The sequence below is a fragment of the Nitratidesulfovibrio liaohensis genome (assembly GCF_011682075.1).
Taxonomy (GTDB): domain Bacteria; phylum Desulfobacterota; class Desulfovibrionia; order Desulfovibrionales; family Desulfovibrionaceae; genus Cupidesulfovibrio; species Cupidesulfovibrio liaohensis.
In genome coordinates, this window is the sequence record NZ_VSMK01000286.1 from 1 (window position 1) to 18,805 (window position 18,805).

Consider the following 18,805-nt stretch of genomic DNA (forward strand, 5'->3'; position numbering starts at 1 on the left):
GCCCGGCGCAACGGGTGCGAGACGCGGGCCGCGATGCCGTCCGCCAGCAGCACCGCCCACAGCGTGCCCGCCAGAAACAGCGCCGCCGCGCCCAGCACGGTGGCATCGCGCAGCAGGGTGTTGCGGTCCAGCCGTCGGAACATGCCGCGCTCGTTCACCTCCACCAGCGCGGACAGGGTGGCGCGCAGCCTTGCGTGGGCCGCATCTACGGTATCGGGGGCATTGGGGGCGGATGAGGACTCCGCCACCGTGGCTGCCCTGCGGAATTCGACCCAGGCGGCGCGGATGTCCGCCAACGCCTGCGGCTCATCCGGTTCGGTGATGTTGCGTTCCGCCCGGTCCAGCGCGGCCTCGAAGGCGGCGGCCCAGCCCGCGTCGTCCCGCTCCGGGTACTGGGCGGCAAAGCGCAGGCCGTTCATGGACGTTTCCATCTCGCGCACCCAGGCGATGGAATCGTAGTTCATGCGTACCAGCAGGTTGGGCATGCGCCCGGCGGCAAACACCGCGCCCACCAGCACGATGCCCAGCACCCCGAACAGCCCCACCAGCCGCAGGAAGTCGCGCCGGATGCGCTTTTGCAGGGTGGGCAGCGGGGCGTGCGGCCCTGTGCGGTCGACAGGCGATTCCGGCCCGCGGGGCGTGTGCGGTGCATGGGGGGGGACCCCGCTGGAAACATCCGGACCGGACGCATTGGGACCATGCCCACCCGTTGGGGGCCCACCCGTTGGGGGCCCACCCGCTGGGGGGCCATCCGTGAAGGACGCATACGGGCTGGCGCTCATGGGGCCTCCCTGGGAGTGGTGTTGACGATATGCACATCCACCCCCACCGCCTCGTGCAGAAAGTCGAGGATGAACGAGCCGCGCAGCCGCTCGCGCAGGGGCGACAGGCGCGACTTGCCGAACACCGCATGGCGCACGTTGCGTTCGCTGGCAAAGTTCACCAGCGCCTCCGGCACGTCGTGGCCTTCCAGTTGCACCACTTCCGCCCCCAGCAGGGCGGCCAGGCGCAGGTTGTTCTGCAGCACGCGCTGCAACCCCGCGTCGATGCGCACCGGGGTTTCGCTGGGGCGGCGCACGTACACCACATAGCACGGCGAGCCGAACTGGCTGGCCATGCGCATGCCCCGGCGGATCAGGGTTTCCGCGTCGGTGGGGTCGGAACTCAGGGCCACCATCACCGCCTCCACGGCGTCTCCGGCGGCCTCGCGCGACAACAGGCCCTGTTCGGTGATCTTGCGCACCTGGTCGCCGGAGGCCTCGCGCAGGCACAGTTCGCGCAGCAGAGACAGGTTCTGGTAGGTGAAGAAGCCCATCAGCGCCCGTTCGGCCTGCTCCTGGCCGTAGATCTTGCCCAGGCGCAGCCGCTCGCGCAGTTCCTCCTTGGTCACGTCCACGTTCACCACCTGATCGGCGCGGTGCAGCACCGCGTCGGGCAGCCGTTCGCGCACCGGGATGTCGGTCATCGTCTCCACCCGTTCGGCCACCGATTCCAGGTGCTGCACGTTGAGCGTGGTGATGACGTTGATGCCCGCTTCCATGATCTCCAGCACGTCGCGGTAGCGCTTGGGGTTGGGCGAACCCGCGGCGTTGGTGTGGGCCAGTTCGTCCACCAGCGCCACCTGCGGACGGCGGGCCAGCACGGCGGGCACGTCCACTTCGGGAAACTGGGCATCGCCCACCCGGCACATGCGCGGTGGCACCACCTCCAGCCCGTCCATGAGCGCGGCGGTTTCCGGGCGGCGGTGGGGCTCCACGTAGCCGATGGCCACGTCGAACCCGGCCTGGCGCAGCCGGTGGCCTTCCTGAAGCATGGCGTAGGTCTTGCCCACGCCCGCCGCATAGCCAAGGTAGACCTTCAGCGAGCCCTGGCGTTTGCGGGCCAGGAGTTCCGCGAAACCTTCCATTATTCCTCCGGGTGCATGACGTCCGTGCGCTCCGGGGTTTCGCCCTCCGGCTGCGTCAGATGCGCCTTTTACTCCGGTCACGCACAGTCAGAGCGCTCTGCGGTCGCCATTTGTAAGGCTCGCGCTCTGCGTACGATGGCCGTATGGCTCGCAAGCTCGCCTACGGCCACGCTGCGCGCCCTCCGGGTCGACCTTCGCGCTTGCCCAACAACTGCCGCGCGCTCGCCTCCGTAAAAGGCGCATCTTCCTTGCCGGAGAACGAAAGCCCTGTCGCGCGGGGAAGGGCGCGGTACGCATACCGGGCCGTCGGAGGCCTTTCGATTTTTTGAAAGACCTGCCGCACGGTGCTCCTAGTTGCCTTCTGCCCGTCCGCCCGCCAGCGCGTCCAGCGCCAGATTCAGGCGCAGTACGTTGACGCGCGGTTCTCCGAACAGGCCCAGTTGCGGTCCTTCCACGTGCGCGTCCACCAGTTCGGTCACCTTCTCCATGGGCAGTCCGCGTGCGGCGGCCACGCGGGCCACCTGCATGCGCGCCCCGTCCGGGCTGATGTGCGGGTCCAGCCCGCTGGCCGAGGCGGTAACCATGTCCGGCGGCAGGGGGGCCTTCCAATCCGGGTTTTCCGCCCGCAGGGCGGTGGCGCGGGCCTGCATGGATTCGGCCAGCGCGCGGCTGGTGGGGCCAAGGTTGGACCCGCTGGACGCCGATGCATCGTAGCCGTCATCCCCGGCAGCGGATGGGCGACCATGGAAGTACCCGGCCCCGGTGAAAGTCTGGCCGATCAGGTCGGACCCGGTTACCCGGCCGTCCGCCACCCCACCCCGGGGCACAACGGGTGATCCGTTGGCCTTGTGGGGCATGAGGGCCTGCGCCGCGCCGGTCACGAGCACAGGGTACGCGCCGCACAGCACTGCCGCAAGCAGCAGGGTGACGACCAGGGATTGTCTGGCGAGAGCGATCATATGGACACTCCTTTACACCAGCCCAAGGGCGGTGATGAGCAGATCGATGCACTTGATGCCGACGAACGGGGCCACCAGCCCGCCAAGGCCGTACACCAGCAGGTTGGTGCGCAGGGCATGGGCCGTGCTGCGTGGGCGGTAGCGCACGCCGCGCAGAGCCAGGGGGATCAGCGCCACGATGATCAGCGCGTTGAAGATGACGGCGGAAAGCACTGCACTTTCCGGGCTGGTCAGGCCCATCACGTCCAGCGCGCCCAGTTGGGGCAGCGAGGCCACGAAGATGGCGGGGATGATGGCGAAGTACTTGGCCACGTCGTTGGCCACGCTGAAGGTGGTCAGCGCCCCGCGCGTGATCAGCAGTTGCTTGCCGATTTCGACGATCTCTATGAGCTTGGTGGGGTCGGAATCGAGGTCTATCATGTTGCCCGCCTCGCGCGCGGCCTGGGTGCCGGTGTTCATCACCAGTCCCACGTCCGACTGGGCCAGCGCGGGCGCGTCGTTGGTGCCGTCGCCGGACATGGCCACCAGCCGCCCGCCCTTCTGCATGTCCACGATCAGGTGCAGCTTGTCTTCGGGTTTGGCCTCGGCAAGGTAGTCGTCCACGCCCGCCTCGGCGGCGATGGCCTTGGCCGTCAGGCGGTTGTCGCCGGTGATCATCACCGTGCGGATGCCCATGGCCCGGATGCGCTCGAAGCGGTCGCGCATGCCCGGCTTCACCACGTCCTTCAGGTGGATGACGCCCAACACGCCCACCTTGGTGGAGGCCACCACCAGCGGGGTGCCGCCATCGGTGGCGATGACGTCGGCCAGGCGCTGGGCCTCGGCGCGGCGTTCGGCAATGCCGGGCAGCCCGAGACTGTCGGCCCAGGCCAGCACGGCGTCGGTGGCGCCCTTGCGCAGTTGTTCGTCCGGCAGGTCGATGCCGCTCATGCGGGTTTGCGCGGTGAAGGGGATGCGTTGCACTTCGCCGGGCGATGCGGGCAGGGTGGCTTCGCCGCCTTGCGCGCGGGCGAGGTCGACGATGGACCGGCCTTCCGGGGTTTCGTCGCCCGAGGATGCCTGCAACGCCGCGCGGATCATCGCCGCGCGCTCCACGCCCGGCAGGGGCATGAAGTCGGCGGCCATGCGGTTGCCCAAGGTGATGGTGCCGGTCTTGTCCAGCAGCAGCACATCCACGTCGCCCGCCGCCTCCACCGCGCGGCCAGACATGGCCAGCACGTTGCGGCGCAGCAGGCGGTCCATGCCCGCGATGCCGATGGCCGCCAGCAGCCCGCCGATGGTGGTGGGAATCAGGCAGACCAGCAGGGCGATCAGCACTACTACGCCCACGTTCACCCCGTGGAACAGCGCGAAGGGCTTCAGGGTGACCACGGCCAGCAGGAAGACGATGGTCAGCCCGGCCAGCAGGATGTTCAGGGCGATCTCGTTGGGGGTCTTCTGGCGTTCCGCGCCTTCCACCAGGGCGATCATCCGGTCCAGGAACGACTTGCCCGGCTCCTGCGTCACGCGGATCACCAGCCGGTCCGAGAGCACCGTGGTGCCGCCGGTGACCGCGCTGCGGTCGCCGCCGGACTCGCGCACCACCGGGGCCGATTCGCCGGTGATGGCCGATTCGTCCACGGCGGCGGCCCCTTCCACCACTGTGCCGTCGGCGGGTATCACCTGCCCCGCTTCCACCACCACCAGGTCGGCGGGGACAAGGGCCGAGGCGGATACCTCTTCGGTGGTCCCGCCGTCGCGCAGGCGAAAGGCCGGGGTGTCGCGCCGCGCGTTGCGCAGGGTGTCGGCCTGGGCCTTGCCGCGCCCTTCGGCCAGGGCTTCGGCGAAGTTGGCGAACAGCACCGTGGCCCACAGCCACAGGCTGATCTGGCCGCCGAAGGCCGCGCGGGCGGACCAGCCGTGCAGGACGAGGTCGTGCAGGAAGGCAACGGTGGTCAGCAGGCTGCCCGCGCCCACCACGAACATGACGGGGTTTCTGGCGAGAAGGCGCGGGTTCAGCTTGCGGAAGGCGTCCGCCGTGGCGCGGCGGTACATGGAGGGGGCGTGCGATTGCGTGCGATTGCGTTTCATGGCGGTGTACCTATGGGGTGGGCTAGAACAGCAGCCCTTCGAGCATTTGCAGGTGTTCCACGATGGGGCCCAGCGAGAGGGCGGGCAGGTAGGTCAGCGCGCCCACGATGATGATGACGGAGGTCAGCAGCAGGGCGAAGGTGCCGCCCTCCACGGGGAATGAGGCGTCGGTGATGGGGCGCGGCCTGCGCGCGGCCAGCGAACCGGCCACCACCAGCATGGGCAGCATGACGCCAAAACGCCCGATGAGCATGGCCGCCGCCGTGGTCAGGTTGAATGCCGGGCTGTTCACGGTCAGGCCGCCGAAGGCGCTGCCGTTGTTTTGCGAGGCGGAGGTGTAGGCGTAGAGCAGTTCCGAAAAGCCGTGCGCGCCCGCGTTGGCCAGGGCTTCCGGCCCCCAGCCCACGGCGGACAGGGCGGTGAAGCCCAGCAGGGGCATGGCGGGCAGCAGCAGCGCCGCCACGGACCAGGTGACCTCGCGCCCCTCGATGCGTTTGCCCAGGTAGTCGGGCGTGCGGCCCACCATCAGCCCGGCCAGGAACACGGTAAGGATGATGAACAGCACCATGCCGTACAGCCCGGACCCCACCCCGCCGAAGATGATTTCGCCAAGCTGCATGTTCACCAGGGCCACCAGCCCGCCGATGGGCGTCAGGCTGTCGTGCATGGCGTTCACCGCGCCGCATGAGGCGTCGGTGGTGATGGTGGCGAACAGGGCGGAGGAAAAGATGCCGAAGCGCACTTCCTTGCCTTCCATGTTGGGGACGCTGGACGGCGTGCTGGCGGGCATGGAGGCCGGGGCCGGGGGCGAGGTGACGCCGGGTGCGGCAACGGACGTGGCAGGGCTGCCCGCCGCCACGGCCTGCGCCATGGCCGGGGTGCCCCGGTATTCGAAGTGGGCGATGAGCAGGGCGCCCGCCAGGAACACCCCGGCCATCACGCCCCACACCGTCCAGGCATGACGGGGGCGGCGCACGGCGGTCCCCAGGGTGAACACCAGCGCGCTGGGCAGCAGGAAGATGGCCAGCATCTGGATGAAGTTCGAAACGGCCGTGGGGTTCTCGAAGGGGTGTGCCCCGTTGGCGTTGAAGAACCCGCCGCCGTTGGTGCCCAGCATCTTGATGATCACCTGCGAGGCCACCGGCCCCACGGCGATGGTCTGGGTGGCGCCTTCCGGCGTGAGGGCGGTGAACGAAGCGGCGAAGGTCTGCACCATGCCCTGGCTCACCAGCGCCAGCGCGCCCACCACGCAGAGCGGCAGCAGCACGTACAGGTTGGCGCGCACGAGATCTGTCCAGAAGTTGCCGAGGCCTTGGGCCTCGGCCCTGGCCACGCCGCGCACCACGGCCATGCATACGGCAATGCCCACGGCGGCGGAGACGAAATTCTGGTAGGTCAGCGCCACCATCTGCGAAAGGTGGCTCATGGTCGCTTCACCGCCGTAGGCCTGCCAGTTGGTGTTGGTGACGAAGCTGACGGCGGTGTTCAGGGCGAGATCCCAGGACGGGGCCGGAAAGCCTTGCGGGTTCAGCGGCAGCACGTCCTGGAACATCAGCACGCCGAAGGTCAGGCAGAAGCCCGCCAGGGTGAAGCCCAGCACGCAGGCGGCGTAGCGCTGCCAGGTGTGGTCGCGGGTGGGGTCCACGCCCGCCGCCGCGTAGATCAGACGCTCCACGGGGCCGAGCAGGGGGTGCAGCCAGGTGCGGCCGCCTTCCAGCACGCGGTGGATATATCGCCCCAGCGGCGGCGAGGCGAGGGCGAGAATGCCCAGGAACAGGGCCAGTTGCAGGTAGTCGCGCGGGGTCATGATGGTCTCCGGTGTGAGCGGTGATTCTTCAACGCAGGGAGGCTGCGCCGCAAGGAACGGCGGGAGCGGCCATGCGCCGGGGGGTTAGAATTTGTCAGGGCGAAACAGGGCGTAGACGAGATAGACGAACAGGCCCGCCGCGAAGGCTATGCCGATCGAATCGTAGAGTTCCATGACGGTGCTCCGGCTGGAGTTGTTGCGGGGTCGCTTTTCCGGAATGGGGAGCGGCCCGGCCCGGCGGGTGCCGGACGTCATCGGTAGAGCATGCGGCGTGCCAAAGGGTTGCTGTATGAAGAATGTGTGTTGCGACAGCTTGTTGCGTTGTCGGCCATGGGCGGATGAAGGCCTGCGGGAGGGGTGCGGGATTACCTTTTGCAAGGGAGATATTTCATTTTGTAATCCCGTGGTGGCGTACCGGCAATGAAAATGACGGGGGATCATTCGCGTGGTTGGGGTGGCCTGCCCGGTGACGCGTGGACTGCGCCGGGCTTCCGGGCGCTGGGGGAGGCGCTGTATGCGCCATAGCGGATACTTGCAAATCAAGTTTTCTTGATGTATGAATATCAAGGCATCCGGAAACGATGCCCGGCGCGCGGAAAACCATGCGCCATACCTCAAGAAATTTTGTGCGGTACCCCTATGTCGGCAGCACTGGACTACTTCAAGGCCCTATCCGACGACACCCGAATGCGGCTCATGCACGTGCTGAACAAGCACGAGCTGAACGTGAACGAACTTGTTTCCATCCTCGAGATGGGGCAGTCGCGGGTGTCGCGCCATCTCAAGATATTGACCGGGGCGGGGCTGCTGGTCTCGCGCCGCGACGGGCTGTGGGTGTTCTATGCCGCCCCGGCGGAAGGCGAAGGCCGCGACTTTCTGGACGCGGTGGCCCCGTTCATTGCAGAGGACATGACCCTGCAGGGCGACATGGCCATGGCGGAAAAGATCATCGAGGAGCGGGCGCTGAAGACGCGCCAGTTCTTCAACGCCATTGCCGAGGACTGGGACGAACTGAACCGCGAGGTGCTGGGCGGCTTCGACCTGGCGGGCGCGGTGGCGGCTGCCATGCCTGCCGCCAGCGTGGATGGCTCGCCTGCCTGCCGCGTGGCCGTGGACCTGGGCTGCGGTACGGGCACCGTGCTGGAGCGCATGTTGCCCCGCGCGCAAGAGGTCATCGGCGTGGACGGTTCGCCGCGCATGCTGGAAATGGCCCGCCGCCGCCTGGCCGATGCCGGGCCGCGCGTATCCCTGCGCATCGGCGAACTGGACCACTTGCCCCTGCGCGACGGCGAGGCGGATTTCGCCTCCATCAACATGGTGTTGCACCACCTGTCGGAGCCGGTGGCGGCCCTGCGCGAGATTGGCCGTACCCTGCGCACCGGCGGGCTGCTGTTTCTCAGCGATTTCGACCACCACGACAACGAGCGCATGCGCTCCGACTATGGCGACCGCTGGCTCGGCTTCGACCGGGCCGCGCTGACGGCCCGCCTTTCCGAAGCGGGCTTTGTCGTGCGCCGGGCGGATCTGCGCGAGGTGAGCAAGGGCCTGTCGCTGCACCTGATCGTGGCGGAGAAGTCGTAGTCGGCGGGGTTTGCCCCGGCTTGATGGAATCGGGCATGCCCGGACAAGCCCGGACGGCATCGGGCGACACCCGGCGACACCACACGCCAGGAATGGCCACCGACCAACAACTATACTCCCGCAACACGCCGTCCCCCGTTACAGTGGACGGAGCAGATTTCCGGGGCGTGCGCGCTGCGCCGCACACCCGAAGCATGCCGGGGCGCATCCACATGCCGCGCCCGGCACACCGCAACAGCAACCAAATCCTTCCCTACGGAGGCACACATGACCGATGCCAAGCGGGCGCAAGCCCTGGACCTTTCCCTTGCCAACAAGGTGGCCGACATGGCCCTGGCCGACTTCGGCCACAAGGAAATGCAGCTTTCCGAGCGCGAAGTGCCGGGGCTGATGGAACTCATCCGCATGTACGGCGTCAGCAAGCCGCTGAAGGGCCTGCGCGTTACCGGTTCGCTGCACATGACCATCCAGACGGCCATGCTCATCAAGACGCTGTACGAGCTGGGCGCGGACATCCGCTGGGCCTCGTGCAACATCTTCTCCACCCAGGACCACGCGGCGGCGGCCATTGCCGATTCCGGCATGGCCAAGGTGTTCGCCTGGAAGGGCGAAACGCTGGAAGACTACTGGTGGTGCACCGAAATGGCGCTGACCTGGCCCGACGGCAGCGGTCCCGACCTGCTGGTTGACGACGGCGGCGACGCCACCCTGATGATCCACAAGGGCGTCGAGGTGGAAAACAACCCCGAACTGCTCAAGCAGGCCTACGACAACAAGGAATTCCAGATCATCATGGATCGTCTTGCCCTGGCCTACCAGAACGATCCGGGCCGCTGGCAGCGCGTGGCAGCCCGCGTGCGCGGCGTTTCGGAAGAAACCACCACGGGGGTCCACCGCCTGTACCAACTGGAGCAGGAAGGCAAGCTGCTGTTCCCGGCCATCAATGTGAATGATTCGGTGACCAAGTCGAAGTTCGACAACCTGTACGGCTGCCGCGAATCGCTGGCCGACGGCATCAAGCGCGCCACCGACGTGATGGTGGCGGGCAAGGTGGTGGTGGTCGCGGGCTACGGCGACGTGGGCAAGGGCTGCGCCCAGTCCATGCGCGGCTTTGGCGCGCGCGTGCTGGTGACCGAGATCGACCCCATCTGCGCCCTGCAGGCGGCCATGGAAGGCTACGAAGTGACCACCATGGAAAAGGCCGTGGAAGAGGGCGACATCTTCGTCACCGCCACCGGCAACTACAAGGTCATCACCGGCGCGCACATGGAGGCCATGAAGGACGAGGCCATCGTCTGCAACATCGGCCACTTCGATAACGAAATCGACATGCACTACCTGGAAACCACCCCCGGCTGCACCTGCCTGAACATCAAGCCGCAGGTGGACAAGTGGACCCTGAAGTCGGGCCGCTCCATCATCGTGCTGGCCGAAGGGCGTCTGGTGAACCTGGGTTGCGCCACCGGCCACCCCAGCTTCGTCATGTCCAACAGCTTCACCAACCAGACCCTGGCCCAGATCGAGTTGGCCACCAACCCCGACCTTGAACGCAAGGTGTACATCCTGCCCAAGAAGCTGGATGAACAGGTGGCTCGCCTGCACCTGGCCCGCCTTGGCGTTACCCTGACCACCCTGACCAAGGAACAGGCCGACTACATCGGCGTGCCCATGGACGGGCCGTACAAGCCGGGGCATTACCGCTACTAGGCGAGAGACGGATAGAGAGAATGCGAAACCGCCTCCGGGAAGGAATTCCCGGAGGCGGTTTTTTTGCGTGTTGGCGCAGGAGAAAGTGTAGGGTGGTCAAGAGTAACGTTCATCTATGTCGATTTGTTCATCGGGTGTATATGGGCAGATATCGTCAATGTCGTTTGAGTGTGTAATGCTGCCAAAGTCTTCATCATTCCAGCACAATCCCGTGGCTACTAAGAAACGATGTGCAATGTCATCAGGCAGATTTGTTTCGAGATTGTATTTATCCATCTGGATGTCAATGGGGTTGTCTGAAAGTTTGATAGGAGCATTCGGATGATTTGCTGCATGGTGAAGTTGCTTGAGATATCGCGGATCTGAGCGGCCCCCACCCAAGAGTGAGTGAGGTAACGGTGTCCCGTGTATGAAAAAACGAGGGTCCCGCTTTTTTTTAGTTGTCCCAAGTATGTTTGATATCGCTGAATATATTTTAGGTTCACATTGTGAACCGCCGAGTTCAAGGTGGTAGGCTCCAAGCGGATGGACCCGAGCTTCTAATACAGAATAGTGAGGCTGAAAGTTTTTTTCCGTGATGATGATCGTGCAAAGATCAAGGGTTCCAGCGCCAATATCACAAAAGAAATGGAGTCCATTTGTGCGCTGTGGTGATTTGCTGTAGCTCATAATCTCTGCGCGAAACTCTGGCTGCGAGGAGAGAGTATTGAGATCATAAGCGGTTTCGATGTCTGATGGTGCGGACATGGCATTGGCAAGGGATATGTCGTTCGTTAAGCTTGTGTTCCAGGCCATGATTGCAATTTTTTCACAAATTTTTGATCGGTCGCCCTTGTCCCATGTTTCTGTCGGTATCCCAATGGTGATATCCCAGGTTAGGCGGTGTTGATATATTTGATTGCGAAGATTTTGAAATATCCAAGCGCGTGTGTACTTCATTACCCAGGCAAGAAAGCAGGTAGTGTGTAGGTGTAAACCTTCGTCGACTTTTAGTAGGAAAGGAACTTTGAGGTTGTTGAAAATTTCAAGTCCCGAGTGAACTCCGAGAAGCGTTGTACCGTTTGGAAGGATGGAGAGTTCTCCTGGTAAGAGGTAAGTATTTTCTTCCTGAATTATTCCAGACCAATCTACAATCCATATTTTATTTTTTGTTTTAACCGCAACCTTGGTGAAGGCGGTCCCAAAGTCTATGCCAATGTGGATCGGAAGCGCGGCTCCGTCGCTGATTTGTGTGCTTTGGCCATGGGACACCCATGCAGAGGGGGTGGGTTTGAAGTCTATTCCACTTGAGGGTGGAGAGAAGATTTTGAAAGTATTTTCTGTTGCTTGCGTCGCTGGCCCGGCTGGTGTAGGAATTGCAGGGAGGGCGCGTCTTTCGTTGTAGTAGTCTGGTTGGTGGGCTGTGTGTCGAGGGGGAGGTGCTTGAGTTGTTTTAGGGGAAAGGGGGTGGGAGGGGCGTAGATGTGTGGTGTTTTTTTGAGGAGGGAGTTGCGCGGTGTTTTGTTTCTTGTGAGATGTTTGGCTGTCATTGCAGTTAAGTCCAGCAGCCTTTAGAAGGTCGCCAAGCTTGAGCATAACCACCTCGGATTATGTTACAATTGTTATCCCTGCGCAGATTATTCTGTGCATTGGTGATATTGTAGACCTTTTTAATATTTCTGCTTTTTTAATGGCCACTCGCTCAATGAAAAGATTTTTTTGCGCTGTGACGGCTTTTGCAAGTGAGTTGCGCCCGAAGGAAATGTGTGTTTGTGCCGTGCTTTCGAAACGAGAGACTCGGGATTCAGTGTGTTGATCAAGTATTTTTATTTGTATCCTAGCACGTTCTTCATTTTCAATTCGTTTTAATTCTAGTGTTCTCTCGTATTTTGAACGTAAGAAGATTTCCGCATCGTCATATAACTCAAGAGCTCGCTGTGGTGCTGGAATATGCGTTGTGTCGATTAGGTCGGTTCCTTCTGTGCGCAATTTGTCAATAAATATCCTGGCAACATCCATATCAAGTCGTGTGTTTGATTCGCAGTGGATAACATAGGGGACAAGGTGCTCTTCTTGTCGAATTCCGGTGAATGTCCAACTGGCGATTAAGAAGAAGTAAGTGCCGCTTTGATATGCTTCTATCGCATTGGCGCGTTTTAATTTTACTGCAATCAATGGGTAGAAGGTTTCTCCCTTTGTTTGATACGCAGCACTTATGAATCTAATGAAGGCATGGAATTGATGAATTATTTCTTTTTGAATGTGTTGTTGCGTGCCGATCTTGTTCAGAAAAATGTAAGGGTGTTCAATGCCCGCTGCTAGCATTCTGCCTTCCGTGGTTTGTTCTTTTCGGCAGAAGTCGGCGAACTGCTCGGCAATATCGGTCGGAAGTTTTATTCGAACAGAGCGGCCTTGTTTGAAATCGCCTTTGATTTCTTGAAACACGTACCCTGTTGTGTGGCGCTTTAGAAAATCATGAACGTACATGAAAAGATCGTCGTTCGTAATTCTGTACGCGTCGTCTTTGGTTGCCTCCTCTAGTATTCGTTGTCCGTGGGCCATCAGGATGGGGGCGTTGTCGTTGAGGCTCTTCTGTTCGCGCAGATTGTTTGTAAGAGCCTGTGCCGTTTGCTCAATTATTGTAGCCTCTTCTTCTAGTGTGATTTTTTTGCAGAGAAGATTGCGCTCGAGGTTTCGCATTTCTTCTCCGATGATTGCTTCTGAGTCGCCGAGCGCGTCTTGGAATGTGTCTATTCTTTCAATGAGTCGCGATAGGATTTTCTCGTCAATGGAGTCGCGAAATACTATGTTTTTGATCCATATCTTGGGAGATTCTTGGCCAATTCTGTCTATGCGGCCTATTCGTTGTTCAATGCGCATTGGATTCCATGGCAAATCATAATTGATCAGTACTTTGCAGAATTGGAGGTCAAGGCCTTCCGCTGAGACTTCTGTGGTTATGAGTAGTCGAGTTTCGGCATCAGAACTAAAAGTATCGAGGATGTCTTGTTTGTCCTTCATTCCGCCCATGAGTACTGCCGCAGGATGGCCGAGCGAACGGAGTTTTCGTTCTAAGTAGCGAGCTGTGGCCCTGAATGTTGTGAAGATAAGTATCTTCCTTTCAGAGCTATGCCTGAGGAGTTCAATTAATTGCGAAAGCTTGCTGTCGTTTTGTTCCAGTTCTCCTGGGTCAATGTCTCTTACTATCGATGGGAGTATATTGCGGAAGGAGTTCTCGCTAGTGTCACTCGTGAAATCCAATGTGACGTCGGGGTCAGTGACCTCTGATCGTAGCCATGCGTTGACCGCAGCAGCCGGGCATGATGTGATTTGGCGTTGTGCTGTGGCGAGTAGGAAGCCTTCGTTGATTTGGTTTTCTATGGCATAGTCACGTATTGCATTTGTGACTGCGTGATATGCCTTTTGTTCTAGGGATGTCATTTCTACGGATATGGGTTTAACATCTCGGATAGTTCGTTTCTCTTGAACTTCTTTTTTTCGAGTTCTGTTTATTATATACGATAGTAGATTTGATTTTTCTAGTTGGCTTGATATCTCATGTCGATATTCTCTGTCATTTAATGCTTCTTGTGTGATGTTTTGTTCAAGTAAGTGCTTTAGTGTTTTTGAATCAAGAAGGAGGTCGTTCGATGTTGCTTCAAGGATGTAGTTTTTGATTGTCTCAGCGTGAGGCTTTGAAGATAAGACGGCATCGCGAGCCTTAACAAGTGGACGATTTGCCTCTAGCAGTTTTTCAAAGCTCAGCTCATGCGCAAACCCATCTGGGTCAAGTAGGTGCAATAAGTTGTATAAATCTCTATTTTTGATGTTTATTGGTGTTGCTGATAGCATAATTCGGTATTGTGTGATGTTCCTCAGGAGTTCACAAATCTTCCATGTTGCACTGTCGCGGTTGCGCATGTAGTGCGCTTCGTCAAAAATGACTAAATCAAAAAGTGGTTCGCCATCTACTATGCTGTACAGGTGGCTTGCAAGGCGATTCGCCTTTCGACTGTCTTGCTCTGTGTCTATTGGATCCCAGTTTTTTGATGGTCTAAGCGATTGATAGCCTGCAATGAATGCCTGCTGGCCGCGAGGCTTTCTGCTTAGCTTTGCCCATGAATGTAGATCATCAGCATCAATTATTTTTGAATCAATTCCGAATCTGTTGTATAGCTCGTGTTTCCACTTTTCTTTGAGCATAGCCGGACAAACAATTAGTAGGTAATCAACATTGTACCGAGCGCGTAGTTCCGTCCAAATTAAGCCTGCTTCTATCGTTTTGCCGAGACCAACTTCGTCAGCGATAAGTAAGCTGTTTACAGGAGAGTCTAGGAGTCGCAGGAGAGGCTTAAACTGGTGAGGGAAAAAAATTGTGTTCGTTATGCCGAGAGAATATAAAATATGAGATAAGCGTCCTGACAATTGAACGTGTGTTAGATTGCGTTGAATTTCATCTGATCTTCCGTACTCATTGAGCATTATGAGTGACGGTATGTCGTTTATGTTTAAGGAGTTGAGTTGCAATTCATCTTCATATTTGGAGTCAATTTGGCCTGAGTTCCATTGGATTCGCCAAACTAAACCCGCCTTTGTCGCACGTGGGGGGGAGTTCAGCACAATCCCGTGCATACTAGCATCGTGGATGTATCGGACTTTGTCTCCAGGCGAGAATTTAGTCATTTATTTCACCGGTAATTTGGCCTTTGGTGTGTTTGCGTTGAGTATTATCTCTGAGTTTGACGTGCTGCAATTAGTTAGTTCATATGAGTATGGCTTGATCAATACCCCGCCAACAACTCCATCATCCCCCCCGCATCCCCGGAATCATAGAACGCGGCTAAGCATTCGTTGAAGCGTTCCGCGTCGTTGGCGGGTATGGCGAAGGCAAGATACCCGTTTGCCACCAGCGTGCCCGCCATCATCAGCCAGGCGGTGCGCTTGTTGCCGTCGTAAAAGAACTGGGTGCGGGCCATGAACAGGAATAGGGCCAGCGCCCGTTCGCTGGGCGATGCCAGTGCGGTCAGCGCGTGCACGCCGTCGTCCCAGCGTTGGGCCAGTTCCTCCGCTGGCGGCGGCACGTGGGCAACGCCGCCCACGTACACCTGTTTGGCGCGGAACACGCCCCATTCCAGCGCCTCGTCCCGCGCCACCTCCGCGTGCAGGCGGCAGGCCACCTCGCGGGTCATGGCAAAGCTGCCGTCGCCCAGCATGCCCAGCAGCACGTCCACCGCGCGGCCCATGCGCCGCACCTGATCCAGCGCCTCCAGACTCACCCCGCCCACGCTTTGCCCCTGCAAGATGGTCTGGGTCTGGGGCAGGGTGCAGGGGGTGTTCTCGAAGGTCTTCAGGCTGGACCACACGAAATCGGGCCGAAACTTTTTCAGGTAAAAGACCGCCTCGCGCACATCGGCGGCGCGTGTGGTTTCGTAGTCGCCCGGCGGCCACGTGATATCGAGTACGCTGTTCATTCCTTTCACCTAGCCAATCCGCACGCCCCCGGCAAGATGGTTCCCGCGCCCCGGCCAGCCGTGCTTTCGGAAGGGGGCACAACCCCGCGCCGCCTCGCCCCTCTTTTACATCCACGCCCTGACGCTAGGGGCATCTTACCTTCTTCCCTCTCCCCCGTTCCCACCGCCTCGGAAATCGCGTATTGTCCAGCGTGACTGTCCCTAACGAGCAAAACCCACGAGGCATGACCATGAAGAAATTGATCAATGCAGTGGAAAACGTGGTTCGCGAACAGTTGCAGGGCATGGCGGCGGCGCATCCTGAACTGCGGGTGAACATCGACCCGCACTTCGTCTGCCGCAAGGAAATACCGCAAGGCAAGGTGGCCATCGTCTCTGGCGGCGGCAGCGGGCACGAACCCATGCACGGCGGCTTCGTCGGACACGGCATGCTGGACGGCGCGTGCCCGGGCGAGGTGTTCACCTCGCCCACGCCCGACCAGATGTACGAATGCGCAAAGGCCGTGGATCGCGGCGCGGGCGTGCTGTTCATCGTCAAGAACTACACCGGCGACGTGATGAACTTCGAAACCGCCGCCGAACTGTGCCACGCCGAGGGGCTGAAGGTGCAGAACATCCTTATCGACGACGACGTGGCCGTAAAGGACAGCCTGTACACGGCCGGGCGGCGCGGCGTGGGCACCACCGTGCTGGCGGAAAAGATCGTGGGCGCGGCGGCGGAAGCCGGGTACGACCTCGACAAGTGCGCCGACCTGTGCCGCAAGGTGAACCAGTATGGCCGCTCCATGGGCATGGCCCTGACCCCGTGCACCGTGCCCGCCGCGGGCAAGCCCACCTTCGAGCTGGCCGAGAACGAGATAGAGATCGGCATCGGCATCCACGGCGAACCGGGCACCCAGCGCGCCCCCATGAAGCCCGTGGACGAACTGGTGCAGATCATGGCCACCACCATCATCGACGACCCGGCCTACACCCGCACCGTGCGCGAACTGGACCGCGCCAGCGGGCAGTGGGTGGACAAGCCCCTGACCGATGCCCCCTTCGCCAAGGGCGACAAGGTCATCGCCTTCGTCAACAGCATGGGCGGCACCCCGGTCAGCGAACTGTACGCCGTGTACCGCAAGCTGGCCGACATCTGCGGGGCGCGCGGCATCTCCATCGTGCGCAACCTGATCGGCCCGTACATCACCTCTCTGGAAATGCAGGGCTTTTCCATCACCCTGCTGAAGGTGGACGACGAGATCCTGAAGTTCTGGGATGCCAAGGCGATCACCCCTGGCCTGCGCATGGGCTAAGCGGGTTGTGGTCCTTTTGTCCGCTGCCTGCGTCGGAGCACATTTTCATTTCGGTCATGCACCAAAGAGCGCTCTGCGGTCGCCATCCGTAAGGCTCGCAAGCTCGCCTAACGGCTGCCGCTGCATTCCCTGCATGAAAATGCACTTCTCCTTGGCAGCGAACAAAAATCCTCACAACCCGCGAAGGCAGCGGTAGCGCAGCGCACGCGGAGTGTAGTCGCGCAGCGCACGCGAAGTGCAGTGGCACAGCGAACGCCGATGCCCTTGGCGTAGCGCATGCAGAGTGTTGATGGACTCAGTGCAACGCATGGTGAAATGCTGCGAGCCCAAGCCAAACCAAAAGCTGACGCCACCTCAACCAGAACAGTTTCCTTATCGACCATGAATCCCGGTCCGGCGGATGGCATGCCTGCCGTCCGCCGGACCGGAATCCGTACACGCGGACGGCGGTTCACGCCATTTTCACTGGCGCGTCACGGCCATCGTCCACCATATTTCCATAAGGACGCCCCCATGCAGATCACCCGCGAACACATCCTCACATGGCTCGCCAAGCTGGGCGATATCATGCGCGACAACCGTACCTATCTCACCGATCTCGACGCCGCCATCGGCGATGCCGACCACGGCATCAACATGGACCGGGGCTTCAGCAAGGTGCAGGAAAAGCTGCCCACCTTCGCGGACAAGGACATTGGCGCCATTCTGAAGGACACCGGCATGGTGTTGTTGTCCACCGTGGGCGGAGCCAGCGGTCCCCTGTACGGCACCTTTTTCATGAAGGCCGGGCTTGCCGTGGCGGGCAAGGACGCCCTGGACGCCCCCGACGTGCAGGCCCTGCTGGATGCCGGGGTGGAGGGCGTGGTCTCGCGCGGGCGTCCCGTGCTGCACGACAAGACCATGTTCGATGCCTGGAAGCCCGCCATCGACGCCTACCGTGACGCCGTGGCGGGCGGGGCCGACCTGCTTGCCGGGCTGGATGCCGCCGTGGCGGCGGCGGAAGAAGGCATGCGCGCCACCATTCCGTTGCAGGCCCGCAAGGGACGCGCCAGCTACCTTGGCGAGCGCAGCATCGGCCATCAGGATCCCGGGGCCACCTCCACAGTGCTGTTGCTGGCCGCCCTGCGCGATGTGGTGCGGGGGTAGCCCATGGTAGGCATCGTGGTCGTCACGCACAGCGCCGTGCTGGGGCAGGGCGTGAAGGAACTGGCGGAACAGATGACGCAGGGCCGCGTGCCGCTGGCCGTGGCGGGCGGCATCGACGACCCGGATCACCCCATCGGCACAGACCCCATGCGGGTCATGGCCGCCATAGAAGCAGTGCAGCAGGGCGACGGCGTGGTGGTGCTGATGGACCTTGGCAGCGCGCTGATGAGCGCGGAAACGGCGCTGGACCTGCTGCCGCCCGAGGTGGCGGCGCAGGTGCGGCTGTGCCCGGCCCCGCTGGTGGAAGGCGTCATGGCCGCAGCCGTGCAGGCCTCCATCGGAGCGGACCTGGACACCGTGCTGCGCGAGGCGCAGTCCGCACTGGCGGCAAAGGCCGAACTGCTGGGCATGGCCCTGATGCAGGAAGGCGGCGGGATGGCCGAGGCAACACACCCGGCAGCGAGTGTCACCCCGGCGGCCAGCCATGAGCTGACCCTGATGGTGCCCAATCGCCTTGGGTTGCATGCCCGGCCTGCCGCGCGCATCGTCACCGCGCTCGGACCGTTCTCGGCAGACGTGCAACTGGCGCGTGGCGAGCGGGTGGTTTCCGCTCGCTCGGTGAACCGTATCGCCACGCTGGCCGTGCGCGGAGGGGAAACCGTAACCTTCCGGGCCACCGGAGCGGACGCAGAGCAGGCCCTGAAGGTGCTGGCCGACCTTGCGGCGGAGAACTTCGGCGATTTGCCCGACGCAAACGGCTCGTCTGGCGCAGGCAAGCAGGGCAAGCCAGCTGCGGCGGGCGTGCCCGCCGCCAAGGGCGGGGTGCCCGCTTCGCCGGGCATTGCCGTGGGGCCTGCCGTCTGGCATCGCCCGGCGTTCGATGC

13 protein-coding genes and 1 pseudogene are annotated in these 18,805 nt (G+C 61.5%); 5 read left to right on the plus strand and 9 right to left on the minus strand.

Annotation, left to right across the window (positions count from 1 at the left end; translation table 11 throughout):
• The 6 genes and pseudogenes from FVW27_RS10360 to kdpF form a co-directional block, all read right to left on the minus strand.
• A pseudogene (locus FVW27_RS10360) lies at nucleotides 1-782 on the minus strand (sensor histidine kinase); the annotation flags it as partial.
• Nucleotides 779-1,906 carry a universal stress protein gene (locus tag FVW27_RS10365; protein WP_167124912.1) on the minus strand — a complete coding sequence of 376 codons (1,128 nt, stop codon included), beginning with the start codon at nucleotides 1,904-1,906 and terminating at the stop codon, nucleotides 779-781. The pseudogene FVW27_RS10360 and the gene FVW27_RS10365, both read right to left, overlap by 4 nt.
• Nucleotides 1,907-2,256: 350 nt before the next feature.
• Nucleotides 2,257-2,865: a potassium-transporting ATPase subunit KdpC gene (gene kdpC / locus FVW27_RS10370; protein WP_167124914.1), complete on the minus strand. Its 609-nt coding sequence runs from the start codon at nucleotides 2,863-2,865 to the stop codon at nucleotides 2,257-2,259.
• 12 nt (nucleotides 2,866-2,877) lie between these two features.
• Nucleotides 2,878-4,935, minus strand: coding sequence for a potassium-transporting ATPase subunit KdpB (gene kdpB, locus FVW27_RS10375; protein ID WP_167124916.1), 2,058 nt, complete (start codon nucleotides 4,933-4,935; stop codon nucleotides 2,878-2,880).
• Nucleotides 4,936-4,957: 22 nt separating this feature from the next.
• A complete protein-coding gene (gene kdpA, locus FVW27_RS10380; protein WP_167124918.1) occupies nucleotides 4,958-6,742 on the minus strand; it encodes a potassium-transporting ATPase subunit KdpA in 1,785 nt (594 codons plus the stop codon).
• Between the two features lie 84 nt (nucleotides 6,743-6,826).
• Complete coding sequence (gene kdpF / locus FVW27_RS10385) at nucleotides 6,827-6,916, minus strand: K(+)-transporting ATPase subunit F (RefSeq protein WP_167124920.1); 90 nt, start codon at nucleotides 6,914-6,916, stop codon at nucleotides 6,827-6,829.
• Nucleotides 6,917-7,381: 465 nt separating this feature from the next.
• Here kdpF and FVW27_RS10390 point away from each other — a divergent pair, with 465 nt between their 5' ends.
• Nucleotides 7,382-8,323, plus strand: a complete 942-nt coding sequence (locus tag FVW27_RS10390; protein ID WP_167124922.1) for an ArsR/SmtB family transcription factor — start codon at nucleotides 7,382-7,384, stop codon at nucleotides 8,321-8,323.
• A 267-nt stretch (nucleotides 8,324-8,590) separates the two neighbouring features.
• Complete coding sequence (gene ahcY / locus FVW27_RS10395; protein WP_167124924.1) at nucleotides 8,591-10,030, plus strand: adenosylhomocysteinase; 1,440 nt, start codon at nucleotides 8,591-8,593, stop codon at nucleotides 10,028-10,030.
• Between the two features lie 96 nt (nucleotides 10,031-10,126).
• On the opposite strand, the gene FVW27_RS10400 is transcribed toward ahcY, so the two are convergent.
• From FVW27_RS10400 to FVW27_RS10410, 3 genes are all read right to left on the minus strand, one after another.
• Entirely contained in the window at nucleotides 10,127-11,605 is a 1,479-nt protein-coding gene (locus tag FVW27_RS10400; RefSeq protein WP_167124926.1) for a hypothetical protein, read from the minus strand.
• Between the two features lie 12 nt (nucleotides 11,606-11,617).
• Nucleotides 11,618-14,692: an SNF2-related protein gene (locus tag FVW27_RS10405; protein ID WP_167124928.1), complete on the minus strand. Its 3,075-nt coding sequence runs from the start codon at nucleotides 14,690-14,692 to the stop codon at nucleotides 11,618-11,620.
• 98 nt (nucleotides 14,693-14,790) lie between these two features.
• Complete coding sequence (locus FVW27_RS10410) at nucleotides 14,791-15,480, minus strand: Fic family protein (RefSeq protein ID WP_167124930.1); 690 nt, start codon at nucleotides 15,478-15,480, stop codon at nucleotides 14,791-14,793.
• Nucleotides 15,481-15,710: 230 nt separating this feature from the next.
• Here FVW27_RS10410 and dhaK point away from each other — a divergent pair, with 230 nt between their 5' ends.
• From dhaK to dhaM, 3 genes are all read left to right on the plus strand, one after another.
• Complete coding sequence (dhaK, locus tag FVW27_RS10415) at nucleotides 15,711-16,775, plus strand: dihydroxyacetone kinase subunit DhaK (protein ID WP_167124932.1); 1,065 nt, start codon at nucleotides 15,711-15,713, stop codon at nucleotides 16,773-16,775.
• A gap of 513 nt (nucleotides 16,776-17,288) precedes the next feature.
• Nucleotides 17,289-17,921, plus strand: coding sequence for a dihydroxyacetone kinase subunit DhaL (gene dhaL / locus FVW27_RS10420; protein ID WP_167124934.1), 633 nt, complete (start codon nucleotides 17,289-17,291; stop codon nucleotides 17,919-17,921).
• 3 nt (nucleotides 17,922-17,924) lie between these two features.
• A partial coding sequence (dhaM, locus tag FVW27_RS10425; RefSeq protein WP_167124936.1) for a dihydroxyacetone kinase phosphoryl donor subunit DhaM occupies nucleotides 17,925-18,805 on the plus strand: 881 nt, incomplete at its 3' end.

Bases quoted from the DNA above. Each gene is read 5' to 3' on its own strand.
- kdpB (WP_167124916.1), bottom strand. From the start codon at position 4,935: ATGAAACGCAATCGCACGCAATCGCACGCCCCCTCCATGTACCGCCGC.
- dhaK (WP_167124932.1), top strand. From the start codon at position 15,711: ATGAAGAAATTGATCAATGCAGTGGAAAACGTGGTTCGCGAACAGTTG.
- dhaL (WP_167124934.1), top strand. From the start codon at position 17,289: ATGCAGATCACCCGCGAACACATCCTCACATGGCTCGCCAAGCTGGGC.
- kdpA (WP_167124918.1), bottom strand. From the start codon at position 6,742: ATGACCCCGCGCGACTACCTGCAACTGGCCCTGTTCCTGGGCATTCTC.
- FVW27_RS10400 (WP_167124926.1), bottom strand. From the start codon at position 11,605: ATGCTCAAGCTTGGCGACCTTCTAAAGGCTGCTGGACTTAACTGCAAT.
- ahcY (WP_167124924.1), top strand. From the start codon at position 8,591: ATGACCGATGCCAAGCGGGCGCAAGCCCTGGACCTTTCCCTTGCCAAC.
- FVW27_RS10405 (WP_167124928.1), bottom strand. From the start codon at position 14,692: ATGACTAAATTCTCGCCTGGAGACAAAGTCCGATACATCCACGATGCT.
- FVW27_RS10410 (WP_167124930.1), bottom strand. From the start codon at position 15,480: ATGAACAGCGTACTCGATATCACGTGGCCGCCGGGCGACTACGAAACC.
- FVW27_RS10390 (WP_167124922.1), top strand. From the start codon at position 7,382: ATGTCGGCAGCACTGGACTACTTCAAGGCCCTATCCGACGACACCCGA.
- kdpC (WP_167124914.1), bottom strand. From the start codon at position 2,865: ATGATCGCTCTCGCCAGACAATCCCTGGTCGTCACCCTGCTGCTTGCG.
- kdpF (WP_167124920.1), bottom strand. From the start codon at position 6,916: ATGGAACTCTACGATTCGATCGGCATAGCCTTCGCGGCGGGCCTGTTC.
- FVW27_RS10365 (WP_167124912.1), bottom strand. From the start codon at position 1,906: ATGGAAGGTTTCGCGGAACTCCTGGCCCGCAAACGCCAGGGCTCGCTG.